The 17,501-nt window shown below is 70.5% G+C and carries 18 protein-coding genes and 1 pseudogene; 7 read left to right on the plus strand and 12 right to left on the minus strand.

Going from position 1 to position 17,501, the window contains the following annotated elements:
- Positions 1-37: 37 nt before the first annotated feature.
- Both OG735_RS19565 and OG735_RS19570 read left to right on the plus strand, forming a co-directional pair.
- Positions 38-673: a TetR/AcrR family transcriptional regulator gene (locus OG735_RS19565; protein WP_327324485.1), complete on the plus strand. Its 636-nt coding sequence runs from the start codon at positions 38-40 to the stop codon at positions 671-673.
- Between the two features lie 60 nt (positions 674-733).
- Entirely contained in the window at positions 734-1,600 is an 867-nt protein-coding gene (locus tag OG735_RS19570) for an oxidoreductase (RefSeq protein ID WP_327324486.1), read from the plus strand.
- 40 nt (positions 1,601-1,640) lie between these two features.
- Here OG735_RS19570 and OG735_RS19575 read toward each other — a convergent pair whose 3' ends face one another.
- A complete protein-coding gene (locus OG735_RS19575; protein WP_327324487.1) occupies positions 1,641-2,480 on the minus strand; it encodes an NAD(P)H-binding protein in 840 nt (279 codons plus the stop codon).
- Positions 2,481-2,579: 99 nt separating this feature from the next.
- On the opposite strand from OG735_RS19575, the gene OG735_RS19580 reads away from it, so the two are divergent.
- A complete protein-coding gene (locus OG735_RS19580; protein WP_327324488.1) occupies positions 2,580-3,527 on the plus strand; it encodes a helix-turn-helix transcriptional regulator in 948 nt (315 codons plus the stop codon).
- 302 nt (positions 3,528-3,829) lie between these two features.
- Positions 3,830-4,336: a DinB family protein gene (locus OG735_RS19585; RefSeq protein ID WP_327324489.1), complete on the plus strand. Its 507-nt coding sequence runs from the start codon at positions 3,830-3,832 to the stop codon at positions 4,334-4,336.
- A gap of 8 nt (positions 4,337-4,344) precedes the next feature.
- Here the strand turns inward: OG735_RS19585 and OG735_RS19590 are convergent, their stop codons facing one another.
- A complete protein-coding gene (locus tag OG735_RS19590; RefSeq protein ID WP_327324490.1) occupies positions 4,345-6,363 on the minus strand; it encodes a HelD family protein in 2,019 nt (672 codons plus the stop codon).
- A 43-nt stretch (positions 6,364-6,406) separates the two neighbouring features.
- Positions 6,407-7,039: a TetR family transcriptional regulator gene (locus OG735_RS19595; RefSeq protein ID WP_327324491.1), complete on the minus strand. Its 633-nt coding sequence runs from the start codon at positions 7,037-7,039 to the stop codon at positions 6,407-6,409.
- 89 nt (positions 7,040-7,128) lie between these two features.
- On the opposite strand from OG735_RS19595, the gene OG735_RS19600 reads away from it, so the two are divergent.
- Positions 7,129-8,100, plus strand: coding sequence for a zinc-binding dehydrogenase (locus OG735_RS19600; protein WP_327324492.1), 972 nt, complete (start codon positions 7,129-7,131; stop codon positions 8,098-8,100).
- A gap of 17 nt (positions 8,101-8,117) precedes the next feature.
- Here OG735_RS19600 and OG735_RS19605 read toward each other — a convergent pair whose 3' ends face one another.
- The 3 genes from OG735_RS19605 to OG735_RS19615 all read right to left on the minus strand — a co-directional run bounded on the left by OG735_RS19605 (position 8,118) and on the right by OG735_RS19615 (position 11,032).
- Positions 8,118-9,266 carry a phosphotransferase gene (locus OG735_RS19605; RefSeq protein WP_327324493.1) on the minus strand — a complete coding sequence of 383 codons (1,149 nt, stop codon included), beginning with the start codon at positions 9,264-9,266 and terminating at the stop codon, positions 8,118-8,120.
- 177 nt (positions 9,267-9,443) lie between these two features.
- On the minus strand, positions 9,444-10,145 hold the full coding sequence (locus OG735_RS19610) for an HAD family hydrolase (protein ID WP_327324494.1): 702 nt from the start codon (positions 10,143-10,145) through the stop codon (positions 9,444-9,446).
- 5 nt (positions 10,146-10,150) lie between these two features.
- The gene (locus OG735_RS19615; protein WP_327324495.1) at positions 10,151-11,032 is read right to left on the minus strand and encodes a winged helix-turn-helix domain-containing protein; all 882 of its coding nucleotides are present in this window, start codon (positions 11,030-11,032) and stop codon (positions 10,151-10,153) included.
- Positions 11,033-11,318: 286 nt separating this feature from the next.
- Between OG735_RS19615 and OG735_RS19620 the strand changes: the two genes are divergently transcribed.
- A complete protein-coding gene (locus tag OG735_RS19620) occupies positions 11,319-11,477 on the plus strand; it encodes a hypothetical protein (RefSeq protein ID WP_327324496.1) in 159 nt (52 codons plus the stop codon).
- 67 nt (positions 11,478-11,544) lie between these two features.
- Here the strand turns inward: OG735_RS19620 and OG735_RS19625 are convergent.
- The 3 genes and pseudogenes from OG735_RS19625 to OG735_RS19635 form a co-directional block, all read right to left on the minus strand.
- Positions 11,545-12,776 (minus strand): annotated as a pseudogene (locus OG735_RS19625) (GNAT family N-acetyltransferase).
- Between the two features lie 173 nt (positions 12,777-12,949).
- On the minus strand, positions 12,950-13,909 hold the full coding sequence (locus OG735_RS19630; RefSeq protein ID WP_327324497.1) for an asparaginase: 960 nt from the start codon (positions 13,907-13,909) through the stop codon (positions 12,950-12,952).
- A gap of 44 nt (positions 13,910-13,953) precedes the next feature.
- On the minus strand, positions 13,954-14,682 hold the full coding sequence (locus tag OG735_RS19635) for an RsiG family protein (protein WP_327324498.1): 729 nt from the start codon (positions 14,680-14,682) through the stop codon (positions 13,954-13,956).
- A gap of 117 nt (positions 14,683-14,799) precedes the next feature.
- Here OG735_RS19635 and dtd point away from each other — a divergent pair, with 117 nt between their 5' ends.
- Entirely contained in the window at positions 14,800-15,225 is a 426-nt protein-coding gene (dtd, locus tag OG735_RS19640) for a D-aminoacyl-tRNA deacylase (protein WP_327324499.1), read from the plus strand.
- Between the two features lie 4 nt (positions 15,226-15,229).
- Here dtd and ygfZ read toward each other — a convergent pair whose 3' ends face one another.
- From ygfZ to OG735_RS19655, 3 genes are all read right to left on the minus strand, one after another.
- Positions 15,230-16,195 carry a CAF17-like 4Fe-4S cluster assembly/insertion protein YgfZ gene (gene ygfZ, locus OG735_RS19645; RefSeq protein ID WP_327324500.1) on the minus strand — a complete coding sequence of 322 codons (966 nt, stop codon included), beginning with the start codon at positions 16,193-16,195 and terminating at the stop codon, positions 15,230-15,232.
- Between the two features lie 9 nt (positions 16,196-16,204).
- On the minus strand, positions 16,205-16,642 hold the full coding sequence (locus OG735_RS19650; protein WP_327324501.1) for a Fur family transcriptional regulator: 438 nt from the start codon (positions 16,640-16,642) through the stop codon (positions 16,205-16,207).
- 84 nt (positions 16,643-16,726) lie between these two features.
- Positions 16,727-17,299 (minus strand): FABP family protein, encoded by a 573-nt coding sequence (locus OG735_RS19655; protein WP_327324502.1) that lies wholly within the window; start codon positions 17,297-17,299, stop codon positions 16,727-16,729.
- Positions 17,300-17,501: the final 202 nt, after the last annotated feature.

Below are 17,501 nucleotides of genomic sequence, written 5' to 3' on the forward strand. Positions count from 1 at the left end.
TCAAGCAAAAACTTACTCCGGTGGTAAAGTTGCCCTCATGAGTGTTGAACCCACGGGCCTCCGCGAGGCCAAGAAGCTGGAGACCCGGCAGCTGATCTCCGACCACGCCACCCGCCTGTTCATGCAGCAGGGCTTCGAAGCGACGACCATCGCCGAGATCGCCGCCGCCGCCCGCGTCGCCAAGAAGACGGTCACCAACTACTTCGCCCGCAAGGAGGACCTCGCCCTCGACCACCACGAGGCATTCAGCAACAGCCTCGCCAACACCGTCGCGGAGCGCGCCGACGGTGAATCCGCCCTCACCGCCCTGCGCCGCTCCTTCGATGCCGCACTCGAGACCCGCGACCCTGTCGCGGGCTTCGCCGGACCGGCCTTCTCCCGCATGATCGCCGACAGCCCCACTCTGACCGCCCGCCTGCGCGACCTCCACGACCAGCGCGAACACGCCCTCGCCCACGCTCTCGTCACCGCCACCGACGCCGCCCCCGGCGACATCACCCCCCGCGCCGCTGCCGCCCAACTCGCCGCCGCCCACCGCCTCCTGTTCACCCGCATCCAGGAACTCACCCTCGCCGGCCACGACAACGACCACATCGCCGCCACCCTCACCGCCGAAGCCGCCCACGTCTTCGCCCAGCTCGAACCCGCACTCGCCACCTATGCCACGCGTTGACCCCACTGTGGGCGGATCGGGATAACGTCATGCCTCCCGTTCCATGACGAAAGGGAAGAAATGGCCAGCGCCACCCCCGCCGGTACCCTCACGCTCGCGGACGACCTCACCATCAGCCGCATGGGCTACGGCGCCATGCAACTGGCCGGTCCCGGCGTCTTCGGGCCGCCCAAGGACCGTGACCAGGCCATGGCGGTGCTCCGCGAGGCGGTCGACCTCGGCATCACCCACATCGACACCAGCGACTACTACGGCCCCGTCGTCGTGAACGAGATCATCAAGGAAGCCCTGCACCCCTACCCCGAGGACCTCCACATCGTCACCAAGGTCGGCGCGCGCCGCGGCGACGACGGCTCCTGGAACGCGTCGCTGGAGCCCGACGACCTCAAGGCCCAGGTCCGCGAGAACCTGGAGCACCTCGGCCTCGACACCCTCGACGTCGTCAACCTCCGCATCGACTCCTTCGAGGGCACCTCCGACGAGTCCGTCGCGGAGCAGTTCGGCGCTCTGGCAGAGCTCCGGCAGCAGGGGCTCATCCGCCACCTCGGGCTCAGCGGCGTCTCCTCGGCGCAGCTGACCGAGGCTCAGGCCATCGCCCCGGTCGTCACCGTGCAGAACCTCTACAACCTCGCCACCCGGCAGGACGACGACCTGGTCGAACGGTGCGCGGCGGAGCACATCGCCTTCGCTTCGTTCTTCCCGCTCGGCGGCTTCAGCCCGCTCCAGTCCGAGACCCTCACCGGCGTCGCCGCCCGTCTCGAGGCCTCGCCGCAACAGGTTGCCCTCGCCTGGCTGCTGCAGCGATCCGCGACGACGGTCCTCATCCCCGGCACTTCGTCCGTGGCCCACCTCCGCGAGAATGTCGCCGCAGCGAGCCTCGAACTCCCGGCCGATGCGGTCGCGCAGCTCGACGCCATCGGCCGATAGCCCCCCGCCACGGTCGCCGTTGTGCGGTGCAGGTGGCCGGTCACCTGAAAGCCGCGATGTTGCGCACCGCCCACTCGGCGAAGGTCCTGGGCCCGCGGCCCAGGATCCGCTCGACGTCCGGGCTCACCCGCTGCTCCGCGGCCGTCGGCTCGCCCAGGATGGTGAGGGTGCCGTCCACCACGGCCTCCGGCATGAACTGCGCCATCTGCGCCCGCGCCTCGGCACGGCTCAGCTCGACGAATCGTACGGAACTCCCCAGCGCGACCTCGATGGCGTGCGCCTGTTCGCGCGGGGAGACGGGCGCCGGGCCGGTGAGTTCGTACGTGCGGCCTGCATGACTCCCGTCGCGCAGCGCCGCGGCCGCGACCTCCGCGATGTCCGCCGGGTCGATGACCGGCAGGCCGATGTCGGCGAAGGGCGCGGCGACCGTCCGCTGCGAACGGACCGTCTCCGCCCACGCGAAAGCGTTGGAGGCGAAGCCGCCCGGCCGCAGGACCGTCCAGTCCGGGCCCGCCTGCTGGACGGCGTGTTCGAACTCCCGCAGATGGGCGTGGGCGAGGGAGTCCGGCCGGGTCCCCACGCCCAGGGAGGAGAGCAGGACGACCCGGCGTACCCCGCCCGCCTTCACGGCGTCGAGGATGCCCTGCGGGTTCAGGTTCTCGCCGTCGGCGGAGACGAGGAGGAAGAGCGCATCGGCTCCGTCGAGTACGGGCTTGAGCCGCTCGGGTTCGGCCAGGTCGGCCTGCCGGTGGAGTACGCCTTCCGGTGCCGATGCCTCCGAAGGCCGCCGCGAGACGGCCGTCACCTGCTCGCCGGCGGTGGTGAGGGCCTGCACGAGCGAACGTCCGACGTTCCCGGTGGCTCCTGTTACGACGATCATGGTCAACTCCCGTTTCCAGTCCGAAGTTTCGGTTCTGATGCCATCCTGGAGATCAAACTGGCCATCTTCTGGCCAGTTTCCGGAGGAGAGTGATCCGCCGTGAGAGCTGATCGTCTGGTGGCGACCCTGCTGTTCCTGCAGACGCGGGGACGGGTGACCGTGGCCGAGGTGGCCGCGGAGCTGGAAGTGTCCGAACGCACCGCCCGGCGCGACCTGGAGGCGCTCGCGACCTCCGGCATCCCCGTCTACTCGCAGCGCGGCCGCGGCGGCGGCTGGTCACTGGTCGGCGGGGCCCGGACCGACCTCACCGGGCTGACCGCCGACGAGATCCGGGCGCTGTTTCTCGTCGCGGGACCTTCGTCGGCCACGCCCGAGCTGCGGACGGCACTGCGCAAGCTGGTGCGGGCGCTGCCGTCGACGCTGCGGTCGGGAGCGGAGGCCGCCGCGAACGCCGGTGTCACGGACGACACGGACTGGTCGCGCTCTCCCGTCACGGCCGCGGCGCCCCAACTCGACGCGCTCCAGAGGGCAGTGGTGGAAGGTACGCAGATCCGCCTCGGATACGCACGCCCCGGCAGGCCCGCGGGCGAGCGTACGGTCCATCCGCTCGGCCTCGCGTCCAAGGCGGGCGTCCGCTATCTCGTCGCGGGTACGGCCCACGGTCTGCGGACCTTCCGCCTCAGCCGCGTCACCTCGGTCACCCCGACCGGCGATCCGGTCGTGCGGCCGGACGGCTTCGACCTGCCCACGGCCTGGCGCTCCCTCGCGGCGGGAATGGAGGAGCGCATGCTCGCTGCGACGGTACGGGGCCGGGCGGAGAGGGGTGCCGAGCCGGTCCTGCAGGGGCTGTTCGGCGGACGGCTGCGGATCGGCCCGTCGCCCCTTGCCGACGGCCGGCTGGAGATCGAGATCGGCGGCCCGTCACCGGAGATCGTGGCGGCGCAGCTGGCGGGGCTGGGAGCGCGCGTGGAGGTCCTGGACCCGCCGGAGGCCAGGGAGCGGCTCGCGGAGCTGGCGGCCGAACTCGCGGCCGTCTACGGGCGGTGAACGCAGGTGGTACTCCTCTCGTCGCACCAGCGATCAGGCAACGGACCATCAGGAGTATGCGGGAGGATCAACCAGGACGGCCGTACCGGCAATCCGCCGTATCGCCGTATCGCCGAACCGGCAAACCGCCGTCCGCCCGAACCGCCGTACCGTCGACCTCCGTACCGCCGTCCGCCCGAACCGCCGTACCGTCGACCTCCGTACCTCCGTACCTCCGTACCTCCGTACCTCCGTACCGTCGACCTCCGTACCTCCGTACCTCCGTACCTCCGTACCTCCGTACCGTCGAGAGGAAATCCGCAGTGCCCGTCGAACGCATAGGCCCGCCCCTGACCGGAGGCGAGCGCGAAACGCTGCGTGCCTTCCTCGACTTCCACCGCGCCACCCTCGCCATGAAGGCCGACGGCCTCTCCGACGAGGACCTGCGCCGCCGGTCCATGCCACCCTCGACGCTCTCCCTGCTCGGCCTGGTGCGGCACATGGCCGAGGTGGAGCGCACCTGGTTCCGCCGGGTGATCAACGGGGAGGACATCCCGCTCGTCTGGTCCGACGAGGGCGACTACCAAGTGGCGTACGACGCGAGCGAGTCCACCCGCTCGGAGGCTTTCGAGGCCTGGCAGACGGAGGTCGAGCACTCTCGCCGGATCGAGGAGCAGGCCACGTCCCTCGACGTGACCGGCTACCAGGCCAGGTGGGGCGAGGACGTGTCGCTCCGGCTGGTGATGCTGCACATGATCCATGAGTACGCCCGGCACAACGGCCACGCCGACTTCCTCCGCGAGGGGATCGACGGCACGGTGGGCGCGTAGGGCGTGTTTCAGAAGTCCCGCCGCGCGAGCTCCGGCGGCAGCGGGCGGCTGTGCAGCACGTCCAGCCGGGACACGGCCCGCGTCAGCACCACGTACAACCGGTGCAGGCCGCGCGCTTCCGCGCCGGCGATCGCCGCGGGCTCGGCGACGACGACATGGTCGTACTCCAGGCCCTTGGCGAGCGTCGCGGGCAGTACGGTGACGCGCGCCCCCACCGTGAGGTCGTCGGCGGTGGCGGTCGCGATACCCGCCGTGGCGAGCGCCGCGCGCAGCCGGTCCGCCTCCGGCCCGTCCGCGATCACGCCGATCGAGCCCTCGTGGGCCAGCGCCGCCCGTACCGCGCCGACGGTCGCGGCGGCGACGTCATCGACCCGCCGGATCGTCAACTCGCCGTCACCGCGCATCGACCGGGCCTGCGGCACGTCGACGTCCAGTGCGCGGACCAGCCGGTTGGCGAGGCCCACGATCACCGCCGGGACCCGGAACCCCGTCGTCAGCGGGACCACCGCCGCCTGCTCCTTGCCGAGGTGCGCCAACTGCTCGGGCCAGCTCCGGGCCGCCCACGGCGTGGTGCCCTGTGCGAGGTCGCCGAGGACCGTCAGCGAGCCGAAGCCGGCCCGGCGGGCAATCGCGCGGCACTGCATCGGCGAGAGGTCCTGCGCCTCGTCGACGACGATATGGCCGTAGCCCTCGGGACGTTCGATCAGACCGGCGAGCTCGTCGAGGAGTACCAGATCGGCCGCCGACCACTTCGCCGACCTGTACGAACGCGGAGGCCGGGCCCAGCGGATCGCGTCCTGCTCCGCCACCGTGAGGAGCGGGTCGACGGGGTCGGTGAGCAGCGCGGCCAGCACCTCCTCCGGCTGCGTACGCGGCCAGACCGTGTCGACGAAGGCGGAGACCGCGCGGGCCCGGCCGACCTTCTGCACCCAGATGTTGCTCACCGGTCCGGCCCGGCGCTCCGCCTGGAGCTGGATGGCTCGGACGGCGCGGGTGCGGACGCGTTCGCGGCCGACGGCGTACGGCGGCGCCTCCGACCGCACCTCGGCGACGATCCGCTCGAGCTCGTCGAGCGGGATGCGCCAGCGGTACGAGCCGTCGGGGACGGCGACCGGCTCGGCCGGCGGCGCCACCCTGGCGTACAGCGCGCGATGCAGAACGGCGGCCATCCTGGCGTCGTGCTTGACCACCGCGGCGGCCTCGCCGTCCTGGGCCCGCACCTCGTGGCGGGCGATCTCGTCGTCGACCGTCGACTGGCGGATGCCGATCTCGCCGAGCGAGGGCAGCACCTCGGAGATGTAGGAGAGGAAGGTGCGGTTGGGGCCGAGGATCAGCAGTCCGCGGCGCTGGATGCGCTGCGGGTGGGTGTACAGGAGATACGCGGCACGGTGCAGGCCGACGGCGGTCTTCCCGGTGCCCGGGGCGCCCTGGGCGCAGACGGAATCGGCCAGCCCGGACCGTACGAGATCGTCCTGCTCGGGCTGGATGGTGGCGGCGATGTCGCGCATCGGGCCGACGCGCGGCCGCTCGATCTCGCCGGCCAGGATCGCGCTCTCGGCCGACTCGCCCGCCGTCAGGTGCTCGTCCTCGAAGCTGGTCAGATCGGCGGAGTCGCCCTTGCTCCAGGGCGCCCAGCCGAAGCGGCGGCGTACGGCGACGCCCTGCGGGTCGCGGGCGCCGGCCTGGTAGAAGGTGCGCGATACGGGGGCGCGCCAGTCGACGACCAGGGGCGGGGCGGAGGGGTGTTCGCTGATGCGGCGGCGGCCGATGTGGTAGCGCTGCCCGTCCTGGAGGTCGAGGCGGCCGAAGAACAGCGGGCTGTCCGGTTCCTCGGCCAACTCCTTGGCCCAGCTGCGCAGTTGGTAACCGAGAACCTCGGCGTCGGCACCGGAGGCGAAGGCGTTCTCGCCGGTGACGACCCGCTGCGCGGCGCCGTCGACCATGCCGGTCATGGCGGCGCGGCAGGCCTCGTGAAAGGTCCGTTCCTGAGCCAGTTCCGTGGCGAGCGCGTCATCGGGTGCCGTCATTCCATACAGAATAACGTAACCGAGTTACATTTTTAACCGAGATTCACTCGAGACCGCTGCGCAGCTGGTCGAAGGCCAGTCCGGCCGCGGCGACCGCGTCGGGTCGGACCTGCTCGGCGCTCTCCCCCGCCTCGATCCGCCGCCAGTTCTCCTCGGCGAGGATTCGCTGTACGGCGATGATCTGACCGGCGGCGAGGCGCGCGCCGAGACGGCCTGCCCCGGCCGGGAGACCGGCGGCACCGAGGGCTTCGGCCAGCGCCTCCTCCGACCTGCCCTGGTACGCGTACAGCCGCGCCACCAGGCTCGGCGTCCCGTACAGCAGCCGGTGGTAGGCGAGTACGCCCTCCTCGCCACTGAGCCCGGTGATCGGGTCGCGGCGCTCCAGCCCGTCGAGGAAATGCCGGTGCAGGGCGTCCAGCGGAGAGACGCCGGCGGGCCGGGCCGCCACCACGCGGGCCGCCTCGTCCTCGTGGTCGGCGAACCGGTGCAGCGCAAGGTCCTCCTTGGCGGGGAAGTACCGGAAGAGGGTCGGCTTGGAGACATCCGCGGCGGCCGCGATCTCCGCGACCGAGACCCGGTCGAAGCCCTTCTCCAGGAAGAGCGCGATCGCGGCATCCGAGATCGCCCGGTACGTCTGCCGCTTCTTGCGCTCCCGCAGGCCCATCTCACCGCTCATGGCTGAGAAGCGTACGCAGTCGGAGTTGACCTCAATCGCAGTTGAGGTTCCAGACTGCCGACAAGCTATCGATTTGAGGAGTGAACGGCATGCGCGTGGCACAGGTGAAGGAATTCGGCGGCCCCGAGGTTCTGGTCACGACGGAGGTCCCGGATCCGGTGGCGGGTCCCGGCGAGGTGGTCGTGGCGGTCTCCGCGGTGGACACGATCTTTGTGGAGACGCAGGTGCGGTCCGGAGCCTTCGGCGAGCACTTCGCGGTCCGGCCGCCGTACGTGCCGGGCGGCGGCATCGCCGGTACGGTGCGCGCGGTCGGCGACGGGGTGGACAAGGCGTGGACCGGCCGCCGTGTCATCACCGCGCTCGGCTTCACCGGCGGCTACGCCGAGCAGGCCATGTCCTCCGCGGCCAAGCTGGTCCCCGTCCCCGACGGCCTCGGACTGCAGGAGGCCGCCGCCCTGGTCCACGACGGCGTCACGGCCGGCGCGCTTTTGGAGTCCACCGGCCTGGGCACGGGCGAGCGCGTGCTGATCCTGGGCGCGTCGGGCGGCATGGGCACGCTGCTGGTGCAGCTCGCGAAGGCCGCCGGGGCGGAGGTGGTCGGGGTGGCCCGGGGTGAGCGGAAGACGTCCCTGGTACGGGAGTTGGGCGCGGACGTGGTCGTGGACGCGACCCGGGACGACTGGGTCGCCCAGGCCCGCGCGGCGCTGGGCCCGGCCGGCGCGGACGTGGTACTCGACGGGGTCGGCGGCGCTTCGGGCCTGGCCGCCTTCGCGCTGACGGCGGACGGCGGGCGCTTCTCGGCACACGGGGCGCCGACGGGCGGCTTCGCCCCGGTGGATGCGGCGGAGGCGGAGCGCCGTGGGATCAAGCTGCTCGGCATCGGGGACGTACAGCTCTCGGACGAGGAGTACGTGCGCCTGGCGGCGAAGGCCCTGGAGGAGGCGGCCGCGGGCCGGCTGCGCCCGGTGATCGGCGGAACGTTCCCGCTGACGCGTGCGGCGGATGCCCACGCGGCGATCGAGGCCCGGACGCTGCGGGGGAAGGTGCTGCTGACGACGTGAGAAGGGCTCTCGCCCCCTCACGCCACCCGCCGTACCTCGTCCACGTCCACCTCGTCGGCCCCGGCCCCGTCCGCCTTCTCCACCGCTGCCTTGGCGCGCTGCCAGGCGACAAGCGCCAGCGCTGTCCGCCCGGGGCTCGGCACCCGCCGCAGCCCGAGCGGTCGGCGCCCCGCGCGCAGCACCGCCTCGATCCCCGTCGCGGTCCGCTCCAGAGCGGCCCGGTCGGGATGGCGGGCGAAGGCCAGGGCCAGCCGGATCACATCGATGTAGACCGACTGCAGCCGTTCGAAGTCGAGATAGATCCGCAGTGCGCGGCGGTGCCCGGCAAGCGCTGCCGGACGGCTGTGGGCGACAGCCGTGCGCCAGGCCCTCAGCGCAGCCCGCCGCTCGGCCCGTTTCGCGTACCGCATCCGCGAGAGGTGCGAGGCAATCTCGTAGACGGGGTCACCGAAGAGGGCGAGTTCCCAGTCGATCAGGGAGAGCCGGCCGTCCGCGCCGGCGATGAGGTTGCCCCGGTGGACGTCGGTGTGAAGGAGTACGAACGGCCGCTCCCCCAGCTCCTCGGCGCGTTCCATCAGCCGTGCGAAGGCATCGTCGGGCACCTTCAGGCCGGCGAACAGCGTCCGGAAATCCTTGCCGTGCCGCCCCTTCACCTCGCTCTCGGTGAAGTCGACCAGCGTACGGAGAAAACCTGCGCAGTCGCCGTCGGCCGGCCAGCCCTCGGGACAGGGCGGCAGCAGCCGGGAGGGGACTGCTGCCGTCTGCCGGAAGAGCTCCCCGAGGGAGGCGATGTACGGGAGTGCCACCGGCCCCTCACGTCCCACGAGGTCGGACAGCGGATCGCCCTCGGCGAAGGAGTGCACGGTGAAACCGGGCCGGTCGGCCAGCACACGGGGACTTCCGTCCACCCGGCCGGCGATGGCGCCGAGCAGCTCCCCCTCGGGCCAGATCCGCAGATTGAACTGGACGGCATCGGTGATCGGCGCCCGTACCTTCACCGGCGTACCGGCAGGCAGCGCGACCGACGCGGCGAGCCCGTGCGGCAGTTCCACACAGTAGTTGCGGTGGTAGTAGCCGGTGAGGGGCGCCCCCTCACCGGCCGCTCGGTACAGCGACTCCCAGCTGTCGACGACACGTCCGGACGCGCTGCGGGCTACATCGGACATGCGGCTCCTGCGCTCTCGAGGCCGAAGACACCACTGACGGACCGTTCCGGGCCGCCGGTCACGTTCATACCCAAAGAGTAGTGACAGCACCAAACCCCTTGCGGAGAAGGAAGGTTGACACTGGGCACACGCCATATGGCCGGGGCTCGTCCGTCATACCCACCCGACCTGTCATCCCTACCCGACGACAGCCGCCTGCATGACGCTCAGATCCGCGGCAAAGCAGGTGGCTCCGGCCGCCTCGAGCCGCCGCAGCTTCTCCTGGCGCGGGTGGTATCCGATGAACGGCACACCGGCCGCCGCTGCCGCCTTGGCGTCGGCGGGCGAGTCGCCGATCATCACACTGTCCGCGGCGGCCGTACCGGTGCTGTCGAGGAGTTGCCGCAGGCTGTGCGGAGCGGGTTTCATCAGGCTCAGATCATCGGGCCGGCCGACGATCCGGTCGTTGAAGTACTTCTCGAGCCCATGGCGGTGGAGATACGCCCGGATCGCCGCCTCACAGTTGTTCGATGCGATGGCAAGCAGCTTGCCCTCGCCGCGCAGCTGCGCCATGAGCGGCTCGGCCGCGGCGGTGGGCACCGCCGTCTCGGCGGCTTCGGTCTCCGCCTCCTCAAGGCACTTGCGCACTGTTCCGACCAGGCCGACGGGGTCGCCCGTACGGACGGCGTGCACCTGCAGCATCACTTGGAGGGGATCGGTCATCCCCTCGGTCCTGGCGCTCAGGTCGGCGTCGGGGCGGACGATCTCGCGCAGCGTCGCGGCGATGCTCGAGGCCGTGCGGGGGTGCGCGAAGAGATCACAGACCGGTCCGTCGAAGTCCCACAGGACGAGGGAGGCACGGGAGAGCAGATCTCGTAGCTGGGTAGGGGAGGTGAGCAACACGATCAGTCGCCAAAGTCCGCATCTTGGGCCAGTAGCTCCCAATAGGAGTCGAAGAACGTTTGCGCTGTCTCCACCTTCAGTGCCTGGTCAGGCTTGGAGTACGGAAAGAGCGTGGCGCCGAGCCCGAGCGAGTTGAGGGTTGTACCCTCCTGCTCCTCTCCCTCGACCGGGTCGGGATCCGTGCCCTCCAGGGTGTAGTAACCCTCGAGCAGCAGATCCCTGTTCAGGAGATACATCTTGCTGGTCGGCGTGAGGCGCACGGTCCTGATCTGGACCGACACCTCGGGAACGAGCCGCTGTCGCTTGAGGGTACGCAATTCACTGCGCAACGACTTGGAACACTGGATCAGGGTGTCGCGGTGCCGCTGGCGCGGCCGCTCGTCGTCCGGGTCGTGCAAGGACACGGGGAAGGCGAGCTTGATGCCGGGGTCGGGAAGCATCAGGCGCAGAGAGATGCTCCGCGGCCGGATGCTGCCGTCGTGGATGCGGGTGATCTGTGCCCCGAGTTGCCGGTTCATCGTCTCCGAGGTGAGGGAGAAGACGTCCATGGTGATGTCATCGGCATCGAAGGCTGCTTGAAGATGGGGCTGGAGCGTCTCCAGGGCGGGCCGCGCGAAGACCTGCTGGGCCGTGGAAGCGCGGCCTCCGCCGGGCAGCACCCGGGCACCACTACCCTGACGTGACTCGATCAGGCCCTCGTCGATGAGCAGTTTCAGAGCCTTGGTCACCGTCGCCCGGGACACCTGGAAGGTGTCCCTCAACTCCCGTTGCGTAGGCAGCAACTTGCCCGCTCCGTACGCACCGCCGCTGATGCCTTCCCTCAGCCGGGCGGCGACGATCTCGTACTTCCTGCCCTCTTCGCCTGCCAGTTCGCCAGTTGCCACCGTCCCACCGTACAACTGCCCTCTGGGTACGCGTAATTGGCCCGTCGAATAAGACATGTTCGGGCCACTTCAGGCCGACCGGCCAATTTCCGGTCAACCGCCCGATCCAATAGTCGTACAAGTTTGCCGGTGCCTGACGAACGGGAAGACAACAGACAGGTCAACCAGACTGATTTGCTTGCAACTTGACTGCTTGACCGACTCTGACGGGGCGCCCGAGCGGGTACAACGGCGTGCGGGCACAGGCGCTCCCCGCCATTCCGAAGGAGGGGGACCCATGCCTTGGATGACCTTAGTAGTCGAACAGTTCGTGCAATGGCGGTTCGGATACGTCGCAGCGCTCGGACTCACCCTGCTGACCATCGGGGTGAAGGCCGAGAACCCCACCTGCGCCGGCGTCGGCGGCGCCCTGCTGACGGTGCCGGTCGTGGCGGCCGGCACCTGACGGACCTCCGCGCCTCAGCCGCCCGCCCGGACACCACGGCGCCCGCCCGGACATCACAGCGCAGGCATCAGAAGATGTCCGGGCACCAAGGCCGCCTCGACGTCCGGAACAACCGGTCCGCCACCCCCGCCGCCCCCGGCGTCCCCTCCTCCACCAGGCCCAGCGCAGCCAGTCGTACCGCCGACTCGTCGCCCAGGTACAGCGCACTCAACTCCCGTACATCCAGCGTCAGATCGGGCGACCGGGTCGACGGACCACACACCGCCCCCTCCCGGCGACGCGTCCAGGCGGAAGCAGCCGGCCGCCAGGCCCGCCGCATCGCGGATGTCCAGAACCAGGGTCGCGGAAGTCCCGTACGTACGCGCCTCCAGGGCCCGTACGACATCCAGGATCCGCACCCACAAGAAGTCCGCCTGCGTCAGGATCCTCGCCGCGCGGGGGTCCGGGAGCAGCAGGGGGAGCAGGTCGTCCGGGGCGCGATAGCCCGACTTGACCGTGGTGATCCAGTCCACCGAGCACAGGTAGTGCCACAGGGCGCGCTCCGCCGCCGGCGTCAGCGCGATCATGTCGCGCACCGTCGCCGTGTTCAGCGGCTGCTTGGCATCGCCCCACGTGTCGTCCGCCTTGTAGACGAGCAGGCCCTCGACCTCGCCGGTCGCCGCGCGGTGGACCGCGTAGAACGGCTCCGTCCAGGGGTGGGCCGACAGCTCCGTCTGGCCCGTGTTGATCTGCCACCAGCGCTCGTCGCGGTTCACCGCGCCCGGCTGCCCGGCCGCGAGCCGTGCGTGCAGCTCCGGGCCGAGCTTGCGTACGTCCGTCCCGTCGACCAGGTCGATCCGGCCGCCGTCGCCCGGGCCCGACCAGCGCGGGTCCAGGCCCGTGCGCGGGACGTCGACCGCCCACTCGGTGATCCAGGCGGCCGGGCCGAAGCCGTACCGGCCGTAGATCGGGTACTCCGCGGCGATCAGCGTGGATACGACGTCGCCGCGCTCCTTGGCCTCCGCCAGGTCCGCGGTCATCATCCGGCTGAGCAGACCCCGGCGGCGGTGCGTGGGCGAGACGGTGACATTGGAGACCGCGCTCGCCGGGAGCGCGGCGCCGCCCACCGCGGTGAGCTGCTGGGTGAAGGAGCGGTACGTCGCGACACAGCGGCCGTTGTCGAAGGCGCCGCGGACCCGCGACACGTCGGTGTGCGACCTCCTTCTCGGAGATCACCGGCGGCCTCAGGAACCCGGTGGACAACGCCCGCAGCCAGTCGGCGAATTCGGACTCGGTGACGGTGCGGGTTTCGACACTCATACGTCTCACGCTAGGCCGAACGCCGATCCGCCCGCATCCGGGTTTCCGGCAGTCCCGTACGGCTCAGTCCCGTACGGCTCAGCCCCGTACGGCTCCGAATGCGTGCGGCTCAGAACGCCGCGCGGCTCAGCCCTGTACGGCTCGGAACGCCGCGCGGCTCAGCCCTGTACGGCTCAGAACGCCGCGCGGATCTCGCCGACCTCCACTCCGCCGCCCAGCAGCGGCGCGTGCCCGATCCGCGCCACCACCGGAGCATCCACACCCAGCAGTTCGAGGGCACGGGCCAGCACCGGGCCCAGCGCGCGGGTCGAGCCGTCGTCCACCTTGAAGGCCAGCGCACGGCCGTCCGCCAGCGCCACCGCCTGGACCGCCTCCGCGCCCATCTTCGACAGCGTGCCCGGCACCTCGCGCATCAGCCAGGTGTCGGGGCGGCGCGTGCCGGCGACGTACTCGGGGTGGGCGCGCATCGCGTCCGCGACCCGGCGCTCGGCCGAACCCGGCTCGGCGAGTACGAAGTGGCGGAAGGCGCGGGCCAGTCCGGTCAGGCTGACCGCCATCAGCGGAGCGCCGCAGCCGTCCGTGCCGACCGCCGTGACCCGCTCGCCGGACGCGTCCTCGACCACCTCGTGGACCAGCTGCTGCAGCGGATGCCCGGGGTCCAGGTAGTTCGTCCGGTCCCAGCCGTTCAGCGCGCAGGCCGCCAGCATCGCAGCGTGCTTGCCGGAGCAGTTCATCGTGACCTTGTCCCGGACCTGGCCCGTCGCGAGATACGTCTCGACCTCGGCCGGGTCCAGCGGCAGGTCCGGCGGAGTCTGCAGGTCATCGGCCGACAGTGTGTGCTCGGCGAGCATCTTCCGTACGAGATCGAGGTGGAAGCCCTCACCGGAGTGGCTCGCGGCGGCCAGCGCCAGCCGCTCCCCGGAGAGGCCGAGCCCGGCGCGGAGTACCGCCGCGGCCTGCATCGGCTTGTTGCTGGAGCGCGGGAAGACCGGCACTGCCGGGTCTCCGAGCGCGAGTTCCACACTGCCGTCCGCCGCCAGGACGACGAGCGACCCCCGGTGACGGCCCTCGACAAAGCCGGATCGTACGACTTCGGCGAGGACCGGGGGTATGGCGGTGGTGGGGGTGCTCATCGTGGGCCTTCCCGGGGCGTGTGCCCGCTCCCGGAAGGATCGCTTCAGGTGAGCAGGTCGTCTACTTGTGCTTCACCTTCACGGTACCTGCGGGCGATCTCGGCACTGCAATCGTCCGCCGTGCGTTGCAGCAACTGACGGCTGTGCGACACCTGCTGTTCGTAGCGGATCAGCCGGCCCATCGCCGCGTGCAACTCCTCGTCGGTACGGGCGTCGAGGTCGGAGAGCTCGACCTCGGAGAGCATGTCCGAGGCCAGCCGCCGGTACTCCTCGCTGTGCGGCGTGGAGAGCGTCACATGCCGGGCCGACGAGCGGTGCCGCGAAGGGGCATCGGCCAGGATCTTCGACAGACGGTCCACGACGGTTGTCTCCGGGACGACCGGCGCCTGTGGGGCCGTACGCCGCGCCAGCTCGGCCCGCAGAATGTCGATGCGGCCCTGCAGCAGCCGCCGCACATAGCTGAGGTCCGCCTCGTCGCGATGCGAGTCGCGGCGGAGATTGCGCAGCTCAGGCAGGCGCAGTGCCGCGAGATCGTGCTGCGGGGGCTCAGGCAGGGCGTCCCCGGAACGCTGCTGGGGCGGTCGCGCGGCACGTGAGCGGCCGGTACGGGTCGGCGCGGAAGGTGGCACGGAAGGTGGCACGGAAGGTGGCACGGAAGACGGTGCGGTACGCGGCACGGAAGGCGACGCGGGAAGCGACGCGGAAATCGCTGTGGGCAGCGATGTGGGAAGCGATACGGGACCGGGCGGCTGTCCGGCGCCAGATGTGCTCATGTGCGTATGTCCGTCCCCTCGACCGGTGCGGCTGCACCGCCTCCGTGCATGGTGCCACTCCCGAAGGTCCCGACGCAGGTGCTCTGCACCCGTTCAGCCCCAGATAGGTTGGTCTGTATGCGTGCAGTGGTGCAGAGGGTCGACGGCGCGAGCGTCGTGGTGGCGGGCGAGACGGTCGGCGAAATCGTCGGCGAAGGGCTGTGTGTGCTGGTGGGAGTGACCCACGAGGACACCAAGGAGAAGGCGGCGCAGCTGGCCCGCAAGCTCTGGTCGGTCCGCATTCTGGAGGGCGAGAAGTCCTGCTCGGACGTGAACGCGCCGTTGCTGGTGATTTCGCAGTTCACTCTCTACGGGGACGCCCGCAAGGGCCGCCGCCCCACCTGGAACGCCGCTGCGCCCGGCGATGTGGCCGAACCACTGGTCGACGAAGTGGTGGCGCAGCTGCGGGCGCTGGGGGCACGGGTGGAGACGGGCCGGTTCGGGGCGGACATGCGCGTCTCGCTCACCAATCACGGCCCGTTCACCGTACTGATCGAAATCTGAGGAGCTACGGCTCGACCACGAGCTCCTGCGCGGCCGCCGTGTCGCCCGCCAGCAGCTCCGCGTCCATCGGCACATTGCGCTTGACCAGCGCCAGTGCGATCGGGCCGAGCTCGTGATGACGGGCTGACGTGGTGATGAAGCCCAGCTGGCGGCCCTCCTCACCGTCCGCGGCGAGCCGCACCGGAGTGCCGTGGCCCGGCAGGTGCACCTCACTGCCGTCGAGGTGCAGGAAGACCAGCCGACGCGGCGGCTTCCCCAGGTTGTGGACGCGCGCGACGGTCTCCTGGCCGCGGTAGCAGCCCTTCTGCAGGTGGACCGCGCTGCCGATCCAGCCCAGCTCGTGCGGGATGGTGCGGTGGTCGGTCTCGAAGCCGAGGCGGGGGCGGTGGGTCTCGACGCGCAGTGCCTCGTACGCCAGGATCCCGGCGACCGGGCCGTTCGCGGCGGCGTACGTTTCGAGGTCGGCACGCGGCAGGAACAGATCGCGGCCGTACGGAGTCTCCCGTACGACAACGCCCTCGGGTACCTCGGCGATGGAACCCGCAGGCAGGTGGACGACCGCGAACTCCCCGGTCCGGTCGGCGACTTCGACCCGGTAGAAGAACTTCATCGACTCCAGGTACCCGATGAGTTCCTGCTGTGTGCCCGGTTCGACATGCGCCCAGACCGTCTCGCCGTCGTCGACGAGATACAGGGCATGCTCGATATGGCCGTGCGCGGAGAGGATCAGCGCCTCGGTCGCCCGGCCGGCCGGGAGCTCGCTCACATGCTGGGTGAGCAGAAGATGCAGCCAGCTCAGGCGGTCGTCGCCGGTGACGGTGACGACGCCGCGGTGCGAGAGATCGACAAGGCCGGCGCCGTCCGCGAGGGCGCGCTGCTCGCGGAACAGATCGCCGTAGTGCGCGGCGACGCCTTCGTCATGGCCTTCGGCGGCGACCGCACCGGGCAGGGACAGCAGGGGGCTCTTCATGCGCTAAGCCTACGACTCGGTGGTCGGGGCCTCAGCGGTGCACTTCTTGCAGCGGCCGAAGATCGCGAAGTGCTTCATGTCCGTCTCGAAACCGAAGGTCTCGCGGAGCTTGGAGGTGAACTCGGCGGCGACGGAGACATCCGCCTCGATCACATTCGTACAGTCGCGGCAGACCAGGTGGATGTGGTGGTGCCGGTCGGCGAGGTGGTACGTCGGGGCGCCGTGGCCGAGGTGGGCGTGGGAGACCAGGCCGAGCTCCTCGAGGAGCTCCAGGGTCCGGTAGACGGTGGAGATGTTCACGCCGGAGGCGGTCTTGCGCACCTCGGAGAGGATGTCGTCGGGCGTCGCGTGCTCGAGCGTGTCGACGGCCTCGAGGACAAGCTGGCGCTGCGGAGTCAGCCGGTAGCCGCGCTGCCGCAGATCACTCTTCCAGTCGGTGCTCACCACGCACCCAGTGTAGGCAGGCGCTTCCACCGCGGGGAGCGGTTGTCGGCCTTGATCCTTCGGCGGGGCGTGGCGAGAGCCGGCGGGCTACTTGAAGAAAGCGATGCCGTCGTCCGGGAGGTCGCCGAGGTCCTTGGCCCACTCCTCGACCTGCTCCGGGGAGACGACCTTCTTCAGATGCGCCGACATGTACGGGCGCAGCGGGACCTCCGGAGTGGCCTTCTCGCCCACCCACATCAGGTCGCTCTTCACATAACCGTAGAGCCGCTTGCCACCGGTGTACGGACCCGAGACCCCGGTGCGCGCGACCGCGTCCGTCACCAGGTCGATCTGCGGCTTCTGGTCGGCGAGCTCGCCGTACCAGATCTCGACGATGCCCTGGTCACGTGCCATGACGACCTCGACCTTGCGGTCGGAGTCGATGCGCCAGTAGCCGGTCTCGGACTCCAGCGGGCGGACCTTCTTGCCTTCGGCGTCGAGCACCCAGGTGTGCGAGATGTACTCGAGGAAGTCCCGGCCGTCGTGGCTGAAGGTGACTTCCTGGCCGAAGTTGCACTTCTCGGCGCCGGGGAAGTCGGAAACGCCCGCGCCCTCCCAGGTACCGAGGAGGAAGGCGAGGGGGACGAGGCCCGGGTTCAGGTCGGACGGAATCTCGATCATGAGCAGCTCTGGCGATCTGTAGAGATACGGAGGTGACGAGCGCGAGGGGCGCTGACTAGCGCTGACCCTGGTACAGCTTCTTCACGGTCAGACCGGCGAAGGCGGCGACGCCGACGCAGACCAGGACCAGCAGGGCTTCGAAGAATGCCTCAAGCACGGGGTGCTCCTCGGATGTGCGGTGTGGGCGGTCAAGGGCCGGGTC

Origin of the sequence: Streptomyces sp. NBC_01210 (genome assembly GCF_036010325.1) — a bacterium.
GTDB lineage: Bacteria > Actinomycetota > Actinomycetes > Streptomycetales > Streptomycetaceae > Streptomyces.